Source organism: Granulicella paludicola, assembly GCF_025685545.1.
Classification (GTDB): domain Bacteria; phylum Acidobacteriota; class Terriglobia; order Terriglobales; family Acidobacteriaceae; genus Granulicella; species Granulicella paludicola.
The window spans coordinates 632,453-648,718 of record NZ_JAGSYC010000026.1; the positions used below are offsets into that span (position 1 = coordinate 632,453).

Sequence of the window (16,266 nt, forward strand, 5' to 3'; positions counted from 1 at the left end):
AGATAGAAACAAATCAAACGGGAGAGCGATATCGCTCTCCCGTTTCCGTTCTATTAAAAGAATGGAAGTGACTGATCTACTTCGCGACGCTGTTGGCGGAGAGGCCCAGGTCTTTCAGCATAGGAGCGACAGTAGGCTTTTTGCCGAGCCAGCGTTCGTACATCGTCTCCAGGTCCTCGGTGTTGCCGCGTGACAGAACCATCTTGCGGAAGCGGTCGCCGTTGGCACGGGTGAGGCCACCGTTTTCTTCGAACCAGGCGTAGGCTGCGTCGTCGAGCATCTGTGTCCAGTCGTAGGCGTAGTAGCCTGCGGCGTAGCCGTTCGACCAGATGTGCAGGAAGTAGCTGGAACGGTAGCGCGGTGGCACGGCGGAGAGGTCCATGTCAACCTTCTTCAGGGCTGCTGTCTCGAATGCGTCCACATCCTGCTTCGGAGCATCGGCGGGTAGCAGGTGCCACTGCATGTCGAGCTGAGCTGCGGCGAGGGCTTCAGTCACCTTGTAACCTTCGTTGAAGCTCTCTGCCTTCTTGATCTTCGCTACGAGTTCTTCGGGCATGGGAGCGCCGGTCTGGTAGTGCTTCGCATAATGCGCGAAGACGCTGGGGTAGGTGGCCCAATGCTCGTTGAACTGCGAGGGAAACTCCACGAAGTCGCGCGGCGTCGCGGTGCCGGAAAGGCTTGGATAGACGGTGTCCGCAAGCGCGCCGTGCAGGCCGTGACCGAACTCGTGGAACATCGTGATGGCGTCGTCGAAGCTGATGAGTGCGGGCTGACCGGGCGCCGGTTTCTGAAAGTTCGCCACGTTGTAGATGACCGGAAGCGTTCCCAGCAGCTTCGACTGGCCAACGAAGTTGCTCATCCATGCGCCGCCGTCCTTGTTATCGCGCTTGAAGTAGTCGAAGTAGAACAGTGCCATCGGCTTGTTGTGCTCGTCGAAAACCTCGTAGACGATCACATCCGGTTGATAGACCGGGATGTCTTTGCGTTCTTTGAAGGTGAGCCCGTATAGCTGGTTCGCCGCATAGAAGACGCCGTCGGTCAGTACGCGATGGATCTCGAAGTACGGCTTTACTGCGCTCTCGTCCAGATCGTACTTCGCTTTGCGCACCTGCTCGGAGTAGAACTCCCAGTCCCAGGGCTCGGCCTTGAAACCGCCTTTCTGCGCGTCGATCACTTGCTGAATGTCGGCCTCCTCGCTGCGCGCCTTCGCGGTTGAGGGCCCGACTAGATCGTTCATGAACTGGGTCGCGGCTTCGGGGGTCTTGGCCATCTGATCCTGCAGCGCCCAGGCTGCGTAGTTGGGATAGCCGAGCAGCTTCGCCTTCTCGGCACGTATCTGTGCGATGCGGGCGATGGTGGCGCGAGTGTCGTTGTCTCCTCCGCGTTCTGTGCGTGTCCAGGAGTCGTCGAAGAGCTGCTTGCGAGCGTCACGATTGGTCATGAAGGTGAGCAAAGGCTGCTGTGTAGTGTTCTGTAAGGGGAGGACGTAACCCTGCTCGCCGCGACCCTTGGCCGCCTCGCCGGCGGCGCTTATTTGAGCCTCGCTCAATCCAGCGAGAGCCGCCTTATCGGTGGTTTTGTAGGCCGCTGCTTTGGTGGCTGCGAGCAGTTGGTTGGTGAACTTGTTCGAGAGCGTGCTCTCTTCGGAGTTCAACGCCTTGAGCTTCTCCTTGTCGGCTTCGCTGAGCCTGGCTCCGGCTTTGACAAACTGCTGGTAGTCGACTTCGAGTAATCGCAGTTGCTCTGGGTCGAGGTGGAGGGAGGCGCGCTGGTTGTAGAGGGTTTCGATGCGCTTGAAGAGTTTCGTGTTCAGCGTGATTGCGTCCTGCAGAGCGGTGCGCTCGGGGGTTACGATCTCCTGCACCTTTTGTAGTGTGGGGTTGGTGTTGGCCTGCGCGATGCCGTCGAAGACCTGAGAGACGCGGGTGAGGAGCTGGCCGGTTTTTTCCATCGCGACGATGGTGTTATCGAAGGTGGGCGCGGCGGCGCTGTCGGCGATGACCTCGATCTCGCGCTTTTGCTCAGCGATACCGGCTTCGATGGCGGGCTGATAGTCAGCGTCCTTGATGCGGTCGAACGGCGGGGCCTGGAAGGGCAGATCGCTTTTGACATAGAAGGGGTTGGAGGGGCCGAAGCTTTGCGCGTGCGCGGATGCGGTGAGAAGGGTTGCTGCGAGTGCCAAATGGGCCGTCCTTGTGAGGGTCATGCGGGGTGCTCCTGCTGAGATTGCTGAGAAAAATGCGACAGTTTGAAGCTACGCTTTGAAAAAAGTCTTGTCATCCTCACTGTTTCTCGTTGCTATACTTGTATAGCAACGAGGTGCCTATGATTGCTGTCAGGTTTCCAGCCAGTATTGAAGAGCGTTTGAATGAGCTCGCAGCGAAGACCGGCCGCACGAAGACTTTCTATGTGCGTGAGGCGGTGCTTGAGCATCTCGATGATCTTGAAGACCTCTATCTCGCCGAACGTCGACTGGCTCGGAACAAGACTGCTATTCCACTCGAGGAAGTGATGAAGCAGTATGGCCTGGCAGATTGAGTTCGATCCTGTAGCGAAGCGGGAGTTAGACAAGCTTGATCCGCAGATTGCGCGCCGTCTGCTTCAGTTTCTGCACACAAGGCTGGCTCCGCTGGAGGACCCCCGGAGTCTTGGCGAAGCGCTTCATGGTTCCACGCTGAGGCACCTTTGGAAGTATCGCGTGGGTGATTACCGCCTCATCGCCGATATTCAGGATGGAAGGCTCCGCATTTTGATTGTGCGCGTGGGGAACCGGCGAGAGGTGTATAGGTAGCTACAGAGTATTGGTCTGATATGTACGTTGCGGTTGCAGCGGGCGGACGTTAAGCTTTCTTCATGATGCGACGCCTCTTCAGAAAGACTGCCCTAGTCTTTGTCGGTTTTGTCGCACTCCTCATCGTCACGGCTTATCTTTATCTGAACTGGCTTGATGCACACGTACCTGAGCACGACATCTCCGCATATACCAGTATCACCAGCTACAAGCTCCTCCAGAAACAAGTCACTCGAGGATATTGGTACGGTATCTTCAGCATCTCCAGCCACGACGGCAGTACGCTTCTTCAGAGATATCCATTCCAACAGGGCTTCTCTCGCAGCCGTTTGGGAGGCAGAATTTACGAAGCTCCGTTCACCGACTGCCCTTCCTGTACGTACTTCATCGATAGTGCGGGTAGAGGGCCGTATGGGTATGTCCTGTACATCCTCAGTGCGGATAAACAGCGGCTTTATCTACACCAAGAGTTTGCGGACTGATGTTCTTTGGTTGAAGTAGCTAGTCGTGGTCTATCCTCTATGGTCTATCCCCGCCCCCGGCGTACACTTTAATCCGTATGTCTACTGCTCCTATTACCAATATTGCTACGATCGGCCAGCACGTCGGAGAGGCTGTTACTCTTCGCGGCTGGCTTTACAACATGCGTTCGAGCGGCAAGCTGCTGTTCCCTACCTTTCGCGACGGCAGCGGCACCATTCAGGGCATCGTGCCCAAGGCTGCCGTGTCTGAAGAGCTGTTCGAGGCGCTCAAGAACCTTACGCTGGAGTCTTCGGTTGTGGTTACCGGCAAAGTTGCCGCACACCCCAAGCAGCCTGACACCTTCGAGATCCAGGTAGAAGACGTCACCATCACGCAGCGCGTCTCTGACGAGACGCCGTACCCGATTCAGCTGAAAGAAGCTGGCGTCGACTTCCTGATGGAGCACCGTCACCTATGGCTGCGGACGCCGCGGCAGTCGGCCATTCTGCGCGTGCGTGCGACGATTCAGCGCGCAGCGGCTGAGTTCTTCGATACACGCGACTTTGTCCGCACCGATCCGCCTATCCTTACACCGAACGCCTGCGAAGGGACCAGCGAGCTGTTCGAGATGAAGTACTTCGATGACGATATGGCCTATCTGACGCAGAGCGGCCAGCTTTATATCGAGGCCACGGCACTGGCGCTAGGAAAGGTCTACAGCTTTGGCCCAACCTTCCGTGCGGAGAAGTCGAAGACACGGCGACATCTGACGGAGTTCTGGATGATCGAGCCGGAGGTCGCGTATCTCGATCTCGACGGGCTGATGGAACTGGCGGAAGGTTTCCTGACGCACATCGTTACGCGCGTGCTGGAAGCGCATCGCAATGATCTGAAGGTGATTGGTAAGGATGTCGAGAAGCTCGAGGCGGTGGTGGCGCCGGGCCACTTCCCTCGCCTGAGCTACGACGAGGCGCACCAGATGCTCGTCGATGCGCACGCCAAGGGGCTGATCGAGAACGCGCACACGTACGGCGACGACTTCGGCTCTCCGGATGAGACGTACATCAGCAATCAGTTCGACAAGCCAGTGATGGTGCATCGCTATCCTGCGGAGGTGAAGGCGTTCTACATGCAGCCCGACCCGAAGGATCCGACCAAGGCGCTGTGCGTGGACGTGCTGGCGCCGGAGGGCTATGGCGAGATCATCGGCGGCAGTCAGCGCGTGGACAGCTATGACCTGCTGAAGAGCCGCATCGAGGCACATAATCTGCCGATGGAGGCGTTCCAGTGGTATCTCGACTTGCGGAAGTATGGCAGCGTGCCGCACTCGGGGTTTGGCATGGGGATTGAGCGCTGCGTGGCCTGGGTGTGCGGGCTGGAGCATGTGCGGGAGACGATTCCGTTCCCGCGCACGCTGAACCGAATCTATCCGTAGGTTCTGACGGATCTGCACGAGAGCTTAAAGAGAACGAGGTGCGTACCCCTTGCGGATACGCACCTCGTTCTCTTTTGTGGGTGCTAATTTACAGAGGCAAGCGTCGTAAGGGGCGCAGCCGTTGTCACAGGGGCGGCAGCAACCACCGAGGCTGGCGTTGGCGCAGGCGACGCCTTGGTGCGCGGCAGCATGTTGGCTGGTGGGGGCGGCGGCGTTACGAAGTGGGCGTAGGTGTCCTTTGGAGCGGGCTTGGAGAGCGGCCAGTTGTAAGGTGCAGCCATCGTATTGCCGTAGCCGAACATCGGGTACCGGTCGAGATCGGCGGAAGCATAGTCCACGATGTAGTAGCCGTCGGCCTTGAGTGTTTTGGCTGGCAGCTTGAGCTTGGCGAGCTTCTTCAGTGTGCTCTTGGGCTGGGGCTGTCCGGCGATCAGTTCGGGTTCGACCTCGCCGCTGAGGTTGAAGCTGTGCCCGTCCGCGGTGAAGTTGATCTCGGAGCCGTTGAAGGCGTCCTTTGCCAGTTTGGAGCCTGGCATATTTACCCGCGACAGGACCACCGTACCGATGCCTGGCGCAAAGAAGTAAAGCCGGGAGGCGTGATGAATCTCGTAGTTGAGCTGCACCTTCGTGACGAGGCCGTCGACGCTCAACATGCCGTCGTTGATCTGTTCGTTGATCTGTTTATCGTGCGGGACTTTCAACTCGTGCTTAGGCTGCTTCTTTCCGTGGACTGCTTCGATGGCCGGGGCCTGCGCGCGCAGGGAAAGGGCTGAGCAGGCGACGGCTACCGCAAACAGGATGAAGGAGCGTTGACTGGGCGAAAAATGCATGAGAGTACCCTCCGTCGCAGCCATGGAGCTGCGACCGACGCTGAGATGGAGATCCGGGTCCGCGAACTACCCGAAAGATGTGATGAGGGGATATGTCGTCGAGGCTGGAAAGCCTTCTGCCTGTTTACCTTCGCAGAGAGGTGGAGCCGTGTTTCATGCTTCGTAGCATAGACGGAGAGTACGAAGGTATTGCAGAAATAACACCAAAAGTTGAGGCAGGTTCCCGATTTGGCATGGGATGCGTACGGAAAAGCGATGTCGCATGTGAGTGAGTTTCTATAAAGTAATCTGCAACTTTTTCTTAATATCTGCGTCTAAAAGTACGTGAGCCTAAGGGGTAAACTCAGGCTCGCACATCGTAGTGATTGATTCTGAAGGAGATTGAGTGATGACGACGACGCGATTTGTACCGTTCCGTTCAGGTTTGAACGATGTAGCTGTGCTGCAGAACCGTTTGAATTCGATATTTCATGACTTTACTTCTCCGGAACGCGAGACCTCTGAGACGCTGGCGGCGGGAAACTTCGTGCCGGCGGTCGATGTTTATGAGGATGCACAGAACCTGGTGCTGAAGGTCGAGGTTCCGGGAATCAGGCCGGAGGAGCTGGACATCAAGATCGATGGGCGTACGCTGACGGTGAAGGGAGAGCGTAAGCTTTCGACCGAGGTGAAGGAAGAGAACTACCGACGTGTGGAGCGCCGTTACGGCAGCTTTGTCCGGAGCTTTACACTGCCGGTGACGGTGAGTACAGACAATGTGCAGGCAACGACTGAGCATGGTGTGTTGACACTCAGCCTGGCGAAGAAGGCCGAGGCTGCTCCGAAACAGATCCAGGTGAAGGCCGCTCCGGCTACGGAGGCTCCAAAGCAGGTGGAGGCGGTAACGGCCTAAGTAGGTCCTGACGTTTGAAGGAAAGCGTGGGCGGGCCGGTTATGGCCCGCCCTTGTTGTTGGAAGGGGAAGATTCGGGCGGGGCAAATACAGGGGCTCTCCGCTACGGCCCTCCAGGCCTTCGGTCGAGATGACAAATGCTAAGGGTGAAAGCGCGCTTCGGGTCGAGATGACAGAGGTACGGTGGGTGAGTTGCAAGGAGTGAGGAGACGATATGGCAATCAAGTGGGACAAATTTACGGTGAAGTCGCAGCAGGCATTGCAGGCTGCGCAGGGTCATGCCGCGGAGAACGGCAATCCTGAGGTACTGCCGCTGCATATGATGGCGGCGCTGCTGGAGGACAAGGAAGGCGTTGTGCTGCCGGTGCTGGAGAAGGTGGGTGTGCCGGTGCAGCAGTTGCTGGCCACGGTGAATGCTGCGATCGAGAAGCTGCCGAAGGTGCAGGGCGCGAGCGCACAGCCGGGGATGGGGCAGGCGCTGACGAAGGTGCTGGATGGGGCGTTCAAGGAGGCTGAAACCTTCAAGGACGACTATGTTTCGACCGAGCATCTGCTGCTATCGCTGGCGCGGCAGAAGGACGAGCCGGTGCAGCTGGCACTGGCTGCCCAGGGCGCTACACATGACGCGATCCTGAAGGCGTTGCAGGCGGTGCGCGGATCGCAGCGGGTGACGGACCAGAACCCTGAGGGCAAGTTTCAGGCGCTGGAGAAGTACGCCAAGGACCTGACAGACCAGGCGCGACGCGGCAAGCTGGACCCGGTAATCGGGCGCGATGAGGAGATTCGTCGCGTGATCCAGGTGCTGAGCCGCCGTACGAAGAATAATCCGGTGCTGATCGGCGAGCCGGGCGTGGGTAAGACCGCGATCGTCGAGGGTCTGGCGCGGCGCATTTTTCAGGGCGATGTTCCCGAGATTCTGCGCGACAAGCGCGTTGTGTCTCTGGACCTGGGTTCGATGCTGGCGGGCGCGAAGTTCCGCGGCGAGTTCGAGGAGCGTTTGAAGGCGGTGCTGGCCGAGATCGACGAGTCGAACGGGCAGATCATTCTGTTCATTGACGAGTTGCACACGCTTGTAGGCGCGGGCGCCGCAGAAGGGGCTATCGACGCGAGCAACATGTTGAAGCCTGCACTGGCTCGCGGCGAGTTGCGCGCCATCGGTGCAACGACGCTCGCGGAGTATCGCAAGTACATCGAGAAGGATGCAGCGCTGGAGCGGCGGTTCCAGATTGTGTACGTCGGCGAGCCAAACGTCGAGGACACGATTGCGATTTTGCGCGGTCTGCGGGAACGCTATGAGACGCACCACAAGGTGCGGATCAAGGACTCGGCGATTGTGGCGGCGGCGGAGCTGTCGCACAGGTATATCTCAGATCGCTTTCTGCCGGACAAGGCGATCGATCTGGTCGATGAGGCTGCAGCTGCGCTGGCGATCCAAATTGGCTCGGTGCCCGTCGAGATCGATGATCTAGAGCGGCGCGCGATGTCGCTGGAAATTGAGAAGGCTGCGCTGAGCCGTGAGGACGATGCCAATTCGCAGGAGCGTCTGCAGACGGTAGAGCGCGAGCTCGCTGAGGTGCAGGAGCAGGCGTCGGGTCTTCGGGCGCGGTGGCAGAAGGAGCGCGGGGCGATTGGCGAGATTGCTGCGCTGAAGGAGAGGTTGGAGGCGCTGCGTTTCCAGATGACCGAGGCAACCCGCAAGGGTGATCTGCAGCGCGCGGCGGAGCTGCAGTACGGCGAGATTCCAAAGGCTGAGAGGGAACTGGCAGAGCTGACAGCGACGCAAGACGCTGGTGTTGCCGATGCGAAGTCTGGCGATAGCGCGAGCCGGCTGCTGAAAGAAGAGGTCGATGAGGAGGACATTGCGAAGATCGTCTCCAAATGGACGGGTATTCCGATCTCGAAGATGCTTGAGGGCGAGGTGCAGAAGCTTACGCAGATGGAGAATCGTCTTCGGGAGCGTGTGGTCGGGCAGGATGAGGCTTTGACGGTCGTTGCGAATGCGATTCGCCGCTCACGTGCGGGCCTGTCTGATCCGAAGCGGCCGATTGGCAGCTTCATCTTCCTGGGACCTACGGGTGTGGGTAAGACGGAGACGGCGCGCGCGCTGGCGGAGTTCCTGTTCGATGATGAGCAGGCGATGGTGCGTATCGACATGAGCGAGTACATGGAGAAGCACGCCGTGGCGCGCTTAATCGGCGCGCCTCCGGGATACGTCGGCTTCGATGAGGGCGGCCAGCTGACGGAGGCGATTCGTCGCAGGCCGTACGCGGTGGTGCTCTTCGATGAGATTGAGAAGGCTCATCCGGATGTGTTCAACGTGCTGCTGCAGGTGCTCGATGACGGCAGACTGACAGACTCGAAGGGCCGCACGGTGGACTTCAAGAACACGGTGTTGATCATGACCTCGAACATTGGCGCGTCGAACCTGACGACTGCGTGGGCCGAGGGCGAGGATGGCTTCGAGGACGCGAAGGCGCGTGTGATCGACAGCCTGAAGCAGCACTTCCGGCCGGAGTTCCTGAACCGCGTGGACGACATCGTTGTCTTCCATCCGCTGGGCGAAAACCAGCTGACGCACATCGTCGACCTGCGGCTGAAGGATCTGCAGGCGATGCTTGCCGATCGCAAGATTGTGCTGGAGCTGACGGCAGGCGCGCGCGCGGCGATCTTCAAAGCCGGATACGATCGCGCGTATGGAGCTCGACCTCTAAAGAGGGCGATCCAGCGCCTGGTGCAGGATCCATTGGCGATGAAGATTCTCGATGGCAGCGTGCTGCATGGTGATACGGTGCAGATTGAGGCGGCGAAGGATGGCAAGCTTGACTTCGTTGTCGCGGACCGTGAAAAGACGAACGCTTAAAAGCATGGCACTTTCTACAAGGCCGGAGATGCCTATCTCCGGTCTTTCTCTTTCTCGAAGAGCGGTCGCTTTGCGATAAGCTGACAGAGGCTTGACGAGCGGGCGAACGCAGCTACGGCCATGCGATGACACGCGCGAAGGGCGGAATGGGCAAGCAGGCAATCATCATTGGAGCGGGACCGGCTGGACTGACGGCTGCGCTGGAGTTTCTGCGCAAGACAGGCGTGCAGCCGATTGTTCTGGAGGCGTCGCAGGAGATTGGCGGGATCTCGCGGACGATCCGCTACAAGGGCAACCGCATGGATATTGGCGGTCATCGCTTCTTCTCCAAGAGCGATCGCGTGATGCAGTGGTGGATGGACCTGATGCCACCGGAGGATGCGGCTGCTGCTCCGACGGGCGTGCGCATCAGCTACCAGGGCAAGCAGCGCGTTATTCCGCCGCAGGGCATGAAGGCGGTGTCCGTGCCCGCGCATCTGCAGGAGGAGCCGCCGCTACGCGGGCTGGGGCCGCTGTCGCATGAGCCGGAGATAGAAGACGATCCGCTCGACGCGGAAGAGGCTTCCGTTGCCGATGAAGTCGCGGCGGTCGTGGTGACGCATGAACCGGAGAGCGAAGATCTTGTGATGCTGGTGCGGCCTCGCAAGAGCCGCATTTATTACCTCCGCAAGTTCTTCGACTATCCGATCAAGCTGAGCAAGAACACGATCGACAATCTAGGTCCCGTGCGCATGTTTAAGATCGGCGTGAGTTATGTGATGAGCCGTGTGCGACCGATCAAGGAAGAGAAGAGCCTTGAGGACTTCCTCATCAATCGCTTCGGGCGCGAGCTGTACCTGACGTTCTTCAAGAGCTATACGGAAAAGGTGTGGGGCACGCCGTGCGACAAGATTTCTGCTGAGTGGGGAGCGCAGAGGATCAAGGGACTGTCGCTGACGACGGCTCTGAAGCACTTTGTGAAGAAGGCTTTTTCTGCAGCCCCGAAGGAAACCGGCGGAAAGAAAGACATCGCGCAAAAAGGTACAGACACGTCGCTGATTGAGCGGTTCCTGTATCCGAAGTTTGGGCCGGGCCAGCTATGGGAGCATGTCGCAGAGCTGGTCATCGCCAAGGGTGGCAAGATCCACATGGGGTTGAAGGTGGACGCGATCATCACCGAAGGCCAGCGTGTTGTCGCGGTGGAAGCGGTGGATGAAGCGGGTAAACGCCAACGCTTCGAAGGTGATTATTTTCTTTCGACGATGCCGATGCGCGATCTCGTGCGGGCGCTGCGAGCGGATGTACCGGCGAATGTGCGTGAGGTGGCCGAGGGGTTGGAGTATCGGGACTTCATCACGGTGGGCGTACTGGCGAATAAGCTCGATGTGAAGGAAGACGACGGCAGCTTGATCAAGGACACGTGGATCTATATCCAAGAGCCGGATGTGCAGATCGGGCGCTTGCAGATCTTCAATAACTGGAGCCCGTATATGCTCGCCGACCCGACGAAGATATGGATTGGGCTGGAGTATTTTTGTTATGAGACCGATCCGCTGTGGTCGATGCCGGATGAGGCGTTGAAGGCGTTTGCGGCGGGCGAGTTGGAGAAGATTGGCATCCTGAAAACGGCCGAGGTGCTGGATGCACATGTGGTGCGGGTGCCGAAGACGTATCCCGCATACTTCGGAACGTATGATCGCTTCGAGGAGTTGCGCTCGTGGACGGACAGCTTTGAGAACCTGTATCTTGTGGGTCGCAATGGAATGCACAAGTACAACAATCAGGACCACTCGATGCTGACGGCGATGGCGGTTGTGGATGGTGTGGCCGCTGGCCATGTGGACAAGAGCTCGGTGTGGAATATCAACACAGAGCAGGAGTACCACGAAGAGAAGAAGTAAATTTTGTGGACGGGCTCGTGCTTCGCACATCGCTACTGCAAATACAGGGGTCTCTCCACTGCGCATGAGGATGAAACTGTCACGCTTCGGTCGAGATGACAGGCGTGGGGCAGGTTAGACGTACCAAAAATTTCGGAGGATTGACGTTGAAACGATTTGTTCTGCTCTTGCTGTTGATTGTGGCGCTGGCTGGGTTCTACTACCGGCAGCAGATTTATGTGCGCGACTTCCGCGCCACGGTAACTCGCGATGGCGCGGTGGAAGATGGAGCACAGGTGTTCTTTAGCATGAACGACGACATTCTGCTCGAGAACGATAACCCGCCTGCCTACATCACACTGCTGCAGCACGATCGTCCGGTGCTGGTACCGAAGCAGCTGAACTGCATTCACTTTTTTATCTGCTATGCGAAGGGCGAAGATGGCATCGCGGCAGGTATGGATGACGGAGCGAAGCTGGTTTCGATGACTCCGAATGGTGCGGAGTATCGGGACTGGAGCGGCAAGACGGCGGTGGTGAAGTTTCACTAAACCGAGATGAGCCTATCGAGAAAGGCCACCTTGCGAGGTGGCCTTTTCATTTCGCATGGTTCAGAGGAGTGCAAGTAGTTCTGTAATCGAGTGATGCAGTTTAGGGTGCTGCATCGTGGGGGCGATCTCTGCCAGTGGCGCGAGAACAAAGGCCCGCTGATGCATCGCAGGGTGAGGAAGTGTGAGTTCTGGCGTGCTCATCTCGATATCTGCGTAAAGCACCAGATCGAGGTCGATCACACGGGGACCTTTCGGCGGAGCGTTTGTGCGATCTCGGCCCATAGCGTGCTCGATGGCTAGAAGGCTTCGCAGCAGATCGAGTGGGGCAAGCTGGGTTTCGAGTAGCGCTGCTGCATTAACGAAGCGTGGCTGGTCGAGGTAGCCTACCGGGTCTGTCGCATGGAAGCTGGAGACGGCAGTGACGCGGCCAAGAGCGTCGAGTTGGCGAACGGCCTCGTGAAGATTCGCTGTGGGATCGCCAAGCGTGGAGGAAAGGTTCGAGCCGAGAGCGATGGCTGCGGTTTGTCTCTCAGGCATGAGAGGGCTGCAGCAGCGAGGACACTTTGGTATGTTCTTCGGTCTGGGTGCTGGGCTCCGCACCTTCGTAGCGGTGGGCGAGCTCCCAGGCCGAGCGGTCCTGCAGCAGACGTTGCACGAGTGCAGTGTGCATGGCGTGGCCCGCGCGTTCGGCTACGACGCGGCCCCAGATGCGGCGGCCTGCGAGGGCTAGATCGCCGATAAGGTCCAGGACTTTGTGGCGGACAAACTCATCCTGGAAGCGGAGTGCGCCGTTCTGGATCTGTCCGCCGCCGATGATGATGGCGCACTGGTCGGTGGCACCGCGGATGAGCCCCATATCGCGTAGCATCGCCTCGTCCTCGCGGAAGCCAAAGGTGCGGGCCGGGGCGATCAGGTTGGCGTAGTCACCGGCTTCTAAGTCGCCGATGAAGGTGTCTCGGCCGATAGGTGAAGGGAAGTCGATGGAGTAGTGAATCGAATAGCCTTCGCCGTGGCCTGCCTCCGCAAAGGGGTAGACGCCGATGAATTTGCTGCCATCGCGCACTTCGACGGGCTTGAGGATCTTGAGATACTCGCGCTTGCGACGCTGACCCTTCAGCCCGCTGGCGAGGATGGCTTCGACGTAGGGCAGAGAGCTGCCGTCGAGGATGGGTACCTCGAGGTTGTCGATTTCGACGATGATGTTGTCGACGCCGAGGCCAATGAGCGCGGAGAGCAGGTGCTCGGTGGTGGAGATGAGCACGCCCTGGCGCATCAGCGAGGTCGCGTAGCTGACCTTGGCGACGTTGCGGCCTGTGGCGGGTATCTCGTAGTTATCGAGGTCGGAGCGGCGGAAGACGATGCCCGAGCCTGCGGGTGCGGGAATCAGCCGCACCGAGACATCGACGCCGGAGTGCAGACCCACACCGTGGAACTCCAGTGGATGGAGGATGGTGTGCTCGAGTTGGGGATCGTTTGCCAGAAAGTAAACTCGCCTGCTTATGGACGAAAGTCAGCGTATACCCGGAGCACGCTGTCTGACATGTGGCAAAACAGACACAGTTTCGATCTTGGTTCCTAAGGAAACTGTAAAAATCTGAGGAACACGATAGCGTAGAGGCATGGTGATGAACGAGTTAGAGCGGGTTGTCGAGGGCAATGCGGGCCGTCTCAAAGCGCGGCTGCGTGAGCTGGTGGAGGTGGAGTCGCCGAGCGAGGACAAGGCGGCGGTAGACCGGGCGAATGCGCTCGTCGAGAGTTGGGTCGGAGATCTGGGTGGCAAGGTGAAGCGGCACAGGCAGAAGGCGTTCGGCGACGTGCTGGAGATTCGGTTCGGACCGGCGCGGTCGAAGAAGGCGAGGGTGCTGTTGCTGGGGCATCTGGATACGGTATGGCCGATGGGCACGCTGGCGAAGATGCCGTGGCGCGAGGCCGAGGGAAAGATCTTCGGGCCGGGCGTGCTGGATATGAAGGTCGGGGTGGTGATGGCGCTGGAGGCGATCGCGGCGGTGCAGGCGCTGGGGATGGATCGGCCCGTTACGTTACTGCTGAACAGCGACGAAGAGGTGGGCAGCCCTGTGTCGCGGGCGATCACGGAGCGCGTGGCGAAGGAGTGCGCAGCCGTGTTTGTGATGGAGCCTGCGCAGGGATTGGCTTACAAGACGGCGCGTAAAGGAGTGGGGCATTTCGAGCTGAAGGTGGAGGGTGTTGGCTCGCATGCGGGCGTCGATTTTGAGCGAGGGCATTCGGCGGTACTGGAGATGGCAGGGCTGGTGCAGCGCGTGTCGGCGATGACGGACCTGAAGCGTGGGTTGACGGTGAATGTCGGCGTCGTACATGGTGGCACGCGGTCGAACGTGGTGGCTTCAGAGTGCTCGGCTGAGGTTGATGTACGGATCGTGAAGGCAAGTGATGCCGCTCGCGTTGAGAAGATGTTCTATGCGCTGAAGACGGCGGACAAGGCTTGCCGGCTGACGGTGTCGGGAGGGATCAACCGGCCTCCGATGGAGCGTAAGGCAGGGACGATTGCGTTGTTCAAGCAGGCTCGCAAACTGGCAGCCGAAATGGGGTTTGTGCTGGACGAGGCTGCGACCGGGGGCGGCTCGGATGGCAACTTTACGGCTGCGTTAGGCGTGGCTACGCTCGATGGCATGGGCGCTGTCGGAGCGGGTGCCCATGCGGCGCATGAGCATATCGTGGCGGCGCATGTAGTGGAGCGGACGGCGCTGCTGGCGGGCATGGTGGCGGGGGTTTAGGGCAGCGCGAACGCCGCTCATGCTGCTAGGGCTGTCATGAACGTGGCACCTTGCAACTAGAGTCCGAAGTTGCCGAAAATGCGACTTTTCGGGAATCACGATTTGTAGGGTCTTGCTGTGCCCGTTCGCTTTTTGAGGAAGACAATCACCAATGCCACTATGAGAGTGCTAACGGAACAGAACACAGACGGCCCAATGCTAGCGTCAGCGTTGGCAGCGAAGTTAGATAGTGAGCTATTCGCCGGGTCAAGAGGGTCGTAATAGACCCGAACACTCTCGCCAATTTGATAGTCTCTTTCGGGTATCTGCCAAGCGGTTAGGGTTGCACCGTTCACAGAATAGTCATACCCATAGCGGTCGTGGTTTGGAATATCGCGAACGCGGATGGTTCCCGATGTCTTCTTTTCTCTGGCGGCTATCCTTCGATCCACGCTACCTGAGTACAGAAACCACGCCAATCCGATCACCCACGGTAGAGTAATGACCAGATTCCACCATGACGGCGGATTCCACTGCTTGACCAGCCTGTTCCAAAAATCATCCACGTCTTGCTTGTACCTGCCTCGATGGTGTGCCTTTCAGAATATAGCCCGATGTGCGAATCGCACTTCCCGAAAAACGGCGTTACTGGAAGGTCCGCCGTAGTTGCCGAAAATGCGCCTTTTCGGGAGAACCAGCCGTTGGTACACAGAAGGGCGTTTATCAGGAGGAATCCGACCGGCTGCGAAAGCGCGTTACGAGCAGAAGACGATGACCAGATGGGTAAGCCTTAGTGCCGCAAGAGAAAAAAAGGAGACTGCGCAGGCGATCAGGTATCCAGGGTCGCGAACCTTCCTCATCCATAGAATTTCTGCTAGCAAAGCTGTGCCAATGAGAGTTCCAAATACTCCTCCCCAGCAAATCATCTTTCCGAGGCACGCTGCTGGCGAGGTCAGGTATACGCAGTAGCCCAGATAGCGATACCCAAGTTGACCGCAACCCCATAAAAAGAGCGTAGCGGCCAGACCTAACCCAAGACATTTTGCAATCTTCAGCATGCGAGCCATGCTAATGCATTGAATAGATGCCCGAGTGATTCCCGCAAAACTGTGTTTCCGAAAAACGATCAGATAAGTCCTCATAAGTCGGCATATCGTCAGTAATCAGTCACTCCTGCAAACGGCGTTATCGGCAACTACGCGTCGTGCTGTGAGATTGGTCTCTTCGGTGTTGACAGCTAGTTTCTTCTGAGTAGCTTCACGGTAGCGGCGATGGGCAGGCCCATCACGTTGAAGAAGTCGCCTTCGATGCGGGTGATCCAGCGGGCGGCGTAGCCCTGGATGCCGTAGGCTCCGGCCTTGTCGAGTGAGTCGCCGGTGGCGAGGTAGTAGGCGAGATCGGGTTCAGGAATGGCGGAGAAGAAGACGCTGGTGGTTTCGACGTGCTGGCGGTGAGTGTCGCCTGCGACGACGGCGATGCCGGTGTGAACCTGGTGCACGTTGTTGGCGAGCGCGCGCAGCATGTGCTCTGCTTCCGCGCGGTCGGCGGGCTTGCCGAGGACGTTGCCGTTGAGGACCACTGTTGTGTCGGCGCCGAGGATGATGGCGCTGGGGTGGGCTGCGTGCAGGGCCTGCGCTTTTTCGAGCGCGAGCCGTTGCACATAGTCTGCGGGGGTTTCGTTGGGGTGGAGAGATTCGTCGATGTCTGCGGGGAGGACGTCGAAGGTGTAGCCCGCCTGCGTGAGCAATCCACGTCGGCGTGGTGAGGCGGAGGCGAGGATGAGGCGGGCTGGGGTCATGGTGTTTTGCCTTGAATAGATCGCGAAATGCGGGTCTCTCCGCTGCGGCGCAAAAGC

General features: G+C 58.7%; 16 protein-coding genes. 8 read left to right on the forward strand and 8 right to left on the reverse strand.

Features of this window, described 5'->3' with window-relative positions:
* Positions 1-76: 76 nt before the first annotated feature.
* The gene (gene dcp / locus OHL14_RS18245) at positions 77-2,206 is read right to left on the reverse strand and encodes a peptidyl-dipeptidase Dcp (RefSeq protein ID WP_263380815.1); all 2,130 of its coding nucleotides are present in this window, start codon (positions 2,204-2,206) and stop codon (positions 77-79) included.
* Positions 2,207-2,325: 119 nt separating this feature from the next.
* Between dcp and relB the strand changes: the two genes are divergently transcribed.
* Both relB and OHL14_RS18255 read left to right on the forward strand, forming a co-directional pair.
* Positions 2,326-2,538, forward strand: a complete 213-nt coding sequence (gene relB / locus OHL14_RS18250) for a type II toxin-antitoxin system RelB family antitoxin (protein WP_263380816.1) — start codon at positions 2,326-2,328, stop codon at positions 2,536-2,538.
* The gene (locus OHL14_RS18255) at positions 2,522-2,791 is read left to right on the forward strand and encodes a type II toxin-antitoxin system RelE family toxin (RefSeq protein ID WP_263380817.1); all 270 of its coding nucleotides are present in this window, start codon (positions 2,522-2,524) and stop codon (positions 2,789-2,791) included. Before relB ends, OHL14_RS18255 begins: the two co-directional genes overlap by 17 nt.
* A 92-nt stretch (positions 2,792-2,883) precedes the next feature.
* On the opposite strand, the gene OHL14_RS18260 is transcribed toward OHL14_RS18255, so the two are convergent.
* The gene (locus tag OHL14_RS18260) at positions 2,884-3,099 is read right to left on the reverse strand and encodes a hypothetical protein (RefSeq protein ID WP_263380818.1); all 216 of its coding nucleotides are present in this window, start codon (positions 3,097-3,099) and stop codon (positions 2,884-2,886) included.
* A 251-nt stretch (positions 3,100-3,350) separates the two neighbouring features.
* On the opposite strand from OHL14_RS18260, the gene asnS reads away from it, so the two are divergent.
* A complete protein-coding gene (gene asnS, locus OHL14_RS18265) occupies positions 3,351-4,688 on the forward strand; it encodes an asparagine--tRNA ligase (protein ID WP_263380819.1) in 1,338 nt (445 codons plus the stop codon).
* 83 nt (positions 4,689-4,771) lie between these two features.
* Here asnS and OHL14_RS18270 read toward each other — a convergent pair whose 3' ends face one another.
* The gene (locus OHL14_RS18270) at positions 4,772-5,518 is read right to left on the reverse strand and encodes a hypothetical protein (RefSeq protein ID WP_263380820.1); all 747 of its coding nucleotides are present in this window, start codon (positions 5,516-5,518) and stop codon (positions 4,772-4,774) included.
* 388 nt (positions 5,519-5,906) lie between these two features.
* On the opposite strand from OHL14_RS18270, the gene OHL14_RS18275 reads away from it, so the two are divergent.
* From OHL14_RS18275 to OHL14_RS18290, 4 genes are all read left to right on the forward strand, one after another.
* Positions 5,907-6,410, forward strand: coding sequence for an Hsp20/alpha crystallin family protein (locus OHL14_RS18275; RefSeq protein ID WP_263380821.1), 504 nt, complete (start codon positions 5,907-5,909; stop codon positions 6,408-6,410).
* A gap of 213 nt (positions 6,411-6,623) precedes the next feature.
* Entirely contained in the window at positions 6,624-9,269 is a 2,646-nt protein-coding gene (gene clpB, locus OHL14_RS18280; protein ID WP_263380822.1) for an ATP-dependent chaperone ClpB, read from the forward strand.
* 146 nt (positions 9,270-9,415) lie between these two features.
* A complete protein-coding gene (locus tag OHL14_RS18285; protein WP_263381149.1) occupies positions 9,416-11,149 on the forward strand; it encodes an NAD(P)/FAD-dependent oxidoreductase in 1,734 nt (577 codons plus the stop codon).
* 146 nt (positions 11,150-11,295) lie between these two features.
* Positions 11,296-11,679: a hypothetical protein gene (locus OHL14_RS18290; protein ID WP_263380823.1), complete on the forward strand. Its 384-nt coding sequence runs from the start codon at positions 11,296-11,298 to the stop codon at positions 11,677-11,679.
* A gap of 60 nt (positions 11,680-11,739) precedes the next feature.
* On the opposite strand, the gene folK is transcribed toward OHL14_RS18290, so the two are convergent.
* Both folK and lpxC read right to left on the reverse strand, forming a co-directional pair.
* Positions 11,740-12,216 (reverse strand): 2-amino-4-hydroxy-6-hydroxymethyldihydropteridine diphosphokinase, encoded by a 477-nt coding sequence (gene folK, locus OHL14_RS18295; RefSeq protein ID WP_263380824.1) that lies wholly within the window; start codon positions 12,214-12,216, stop codon positions 11,740-11,742.
* On the reverse strand, positions 12,209-13,159 hold the full coding sequence (gene lpxC / locus OHL14_RS18300; protein WP_263381150.1) for a UDP-3-O-acyl-N-acetylglucosamine deacetylase: 951 nt from the start codon (positions 13,157-13,159) through the stop codon (positions 12,209-12,211). Before lpxC ends, folK begins: the two co-directional genes overlap by 8 nt.
* 145 nt (positions 13,160-13,304) lie before the next feature.
* On the opposite strand from lpxC, the gene OHL14_RS18305 reads away from it, so the two are divergent.
* A complete protein-coding gene (locus tag OHL14_RS18305; RefSeq protein ID WP_263380825.1) occupies positions 13,305-14,432 on the forward strand; it encodes a M20 family metallopeptidase in 1,128 nt (375 codons plus the stop codon).
* A 95-nt stretch (positions 14,433-14,527) separates the two neighbouring features.
* Here the strand turns inward: OHL14_RS18305 and OHL14_RS20310 are convergent, their stop codons facing one another.
* From OHL14_RS20310 to OHL14_RS18315, 3 genes are all read right to left on the reverse strand, one after another.
* Positions 14,528-14,977 carry a DUF3592 domain-containing protein gene (locus OHL14_RS20310; protein WP_449727811.1) on the reverse strand — a complete coding sequence of 150 codons (450 nt, stop codon included), beginning with the start codon at positions 14,975-14,977 and terminating at the stop codon, positions 14,528-14,530.
* A gap of 189 nt (positions 14,978-15,166) precedes the next feature.
* Positions 15,167-15,469, reverse strand: a complete 303-nt coding sequence (locus tag OHL14_RS18310; RefSeq protein WP_263380826.1) for a hypothetical protein — start codon at positions 15,467-15,469, stop codon at positions 15,167-15,169.
* A 179-nt stretch (positions 15,470-15,648) separates the two neighbouring features.
* Complete coding sequence (locus OHL14_RS18315) at positions 15,649-16,209, reverse strand: Maf family protein (RefSeq protein WP_263380827.1); 561 nt, start codon at positions 16,207-16,209, stop codon at positions 15,649-15,651.
* Positions 16,210-16,266: the final 57 nt, after the last annotated feature.

Bases quoted from the DNA above. Each gene is read 5' to 3' on its own strand.
- dcp (WP_263380815.1), bottom strand. From the start codon at position 2,206: ATGACCCTCACAAGGACGGCCCATTTGGCACTCGCAGCAACCCTTCTC.
- relB (WP_263380816.1), top strand. From the start codon at position 2,326: ATGATTGCTGTCAGGTTTCCAGCCAGTATTGAAGAGCGTTTGAATGAG.
- OHL14_RS18255 (WP_263380817.1), top strand. From the start codon at position 2,522: ATGGCCTGGCAGATTGAGTTCGATCCTGTAGCGAAGCGGGAGTTAGAC.
- asnS (WP_263380819.1), top strand. From the start codon at position 3,351: ATGTCTACTGCTCCTATTACCAATATTGCTACGATCGGCCAGCACGTC.
- OHL14_RS18270 (WP_263380820.1), bottom strand. From the start codon at position 5,518: ATGCATTTTTCGCCCAGTCAACGCTCCTTCATCCTGTTTGCGGTAGCC.
- OHL14_RS18275 (WP_263380821.1), top strand. From the start codon at position 5,907: ATGACGACGACGCGATTTGTACCGTTCCGTTCAGGTTTGAACGATGTA.
- clpB (WP_263380822.1), top strand. From the start codon at position 6,624: ATGGCAATCAAGTGGGACAAATTTACGGTGAAGTCGCAGCAGGCATTG.
- OHL14_RS18285 (WP_263381149.1), top strand. From the start codon at position 9,416: ATGGGCAAGCAGGCAATCATCATTGGAGCGGGACCGGCTGGACTGACG.
- folK (WP_263380824.1), bottom strand. From the start codon at position 12,216: ATGCCTGAGAGACAAACCGCAGCCATCGCTCTCGGCTCGAACCTTTCC.
- OHL14_RS18305 (WP_263380825.1), top strand. From the start codon at position 13,305: ATGAACGAGTTAGAGCGGGTTGTCGAGGGCAATGCGGGCCGTCTCAAA.
- OHL14_RS18310 (WP_263380826.1), bottom strand. From the start codon at position 15,469: ATGCTGAAGATTGCAAAATGTCTTGGGTTAGGTCTGGCCGCTACGCTC.
- OHL14_RS18315 (WP_263380827.1), bottom strand. From the start codon at position 16,209: ATGACCCCAGCCCGCCTCATCCTCGCCTCCGCCTCACCACGCCGACGT.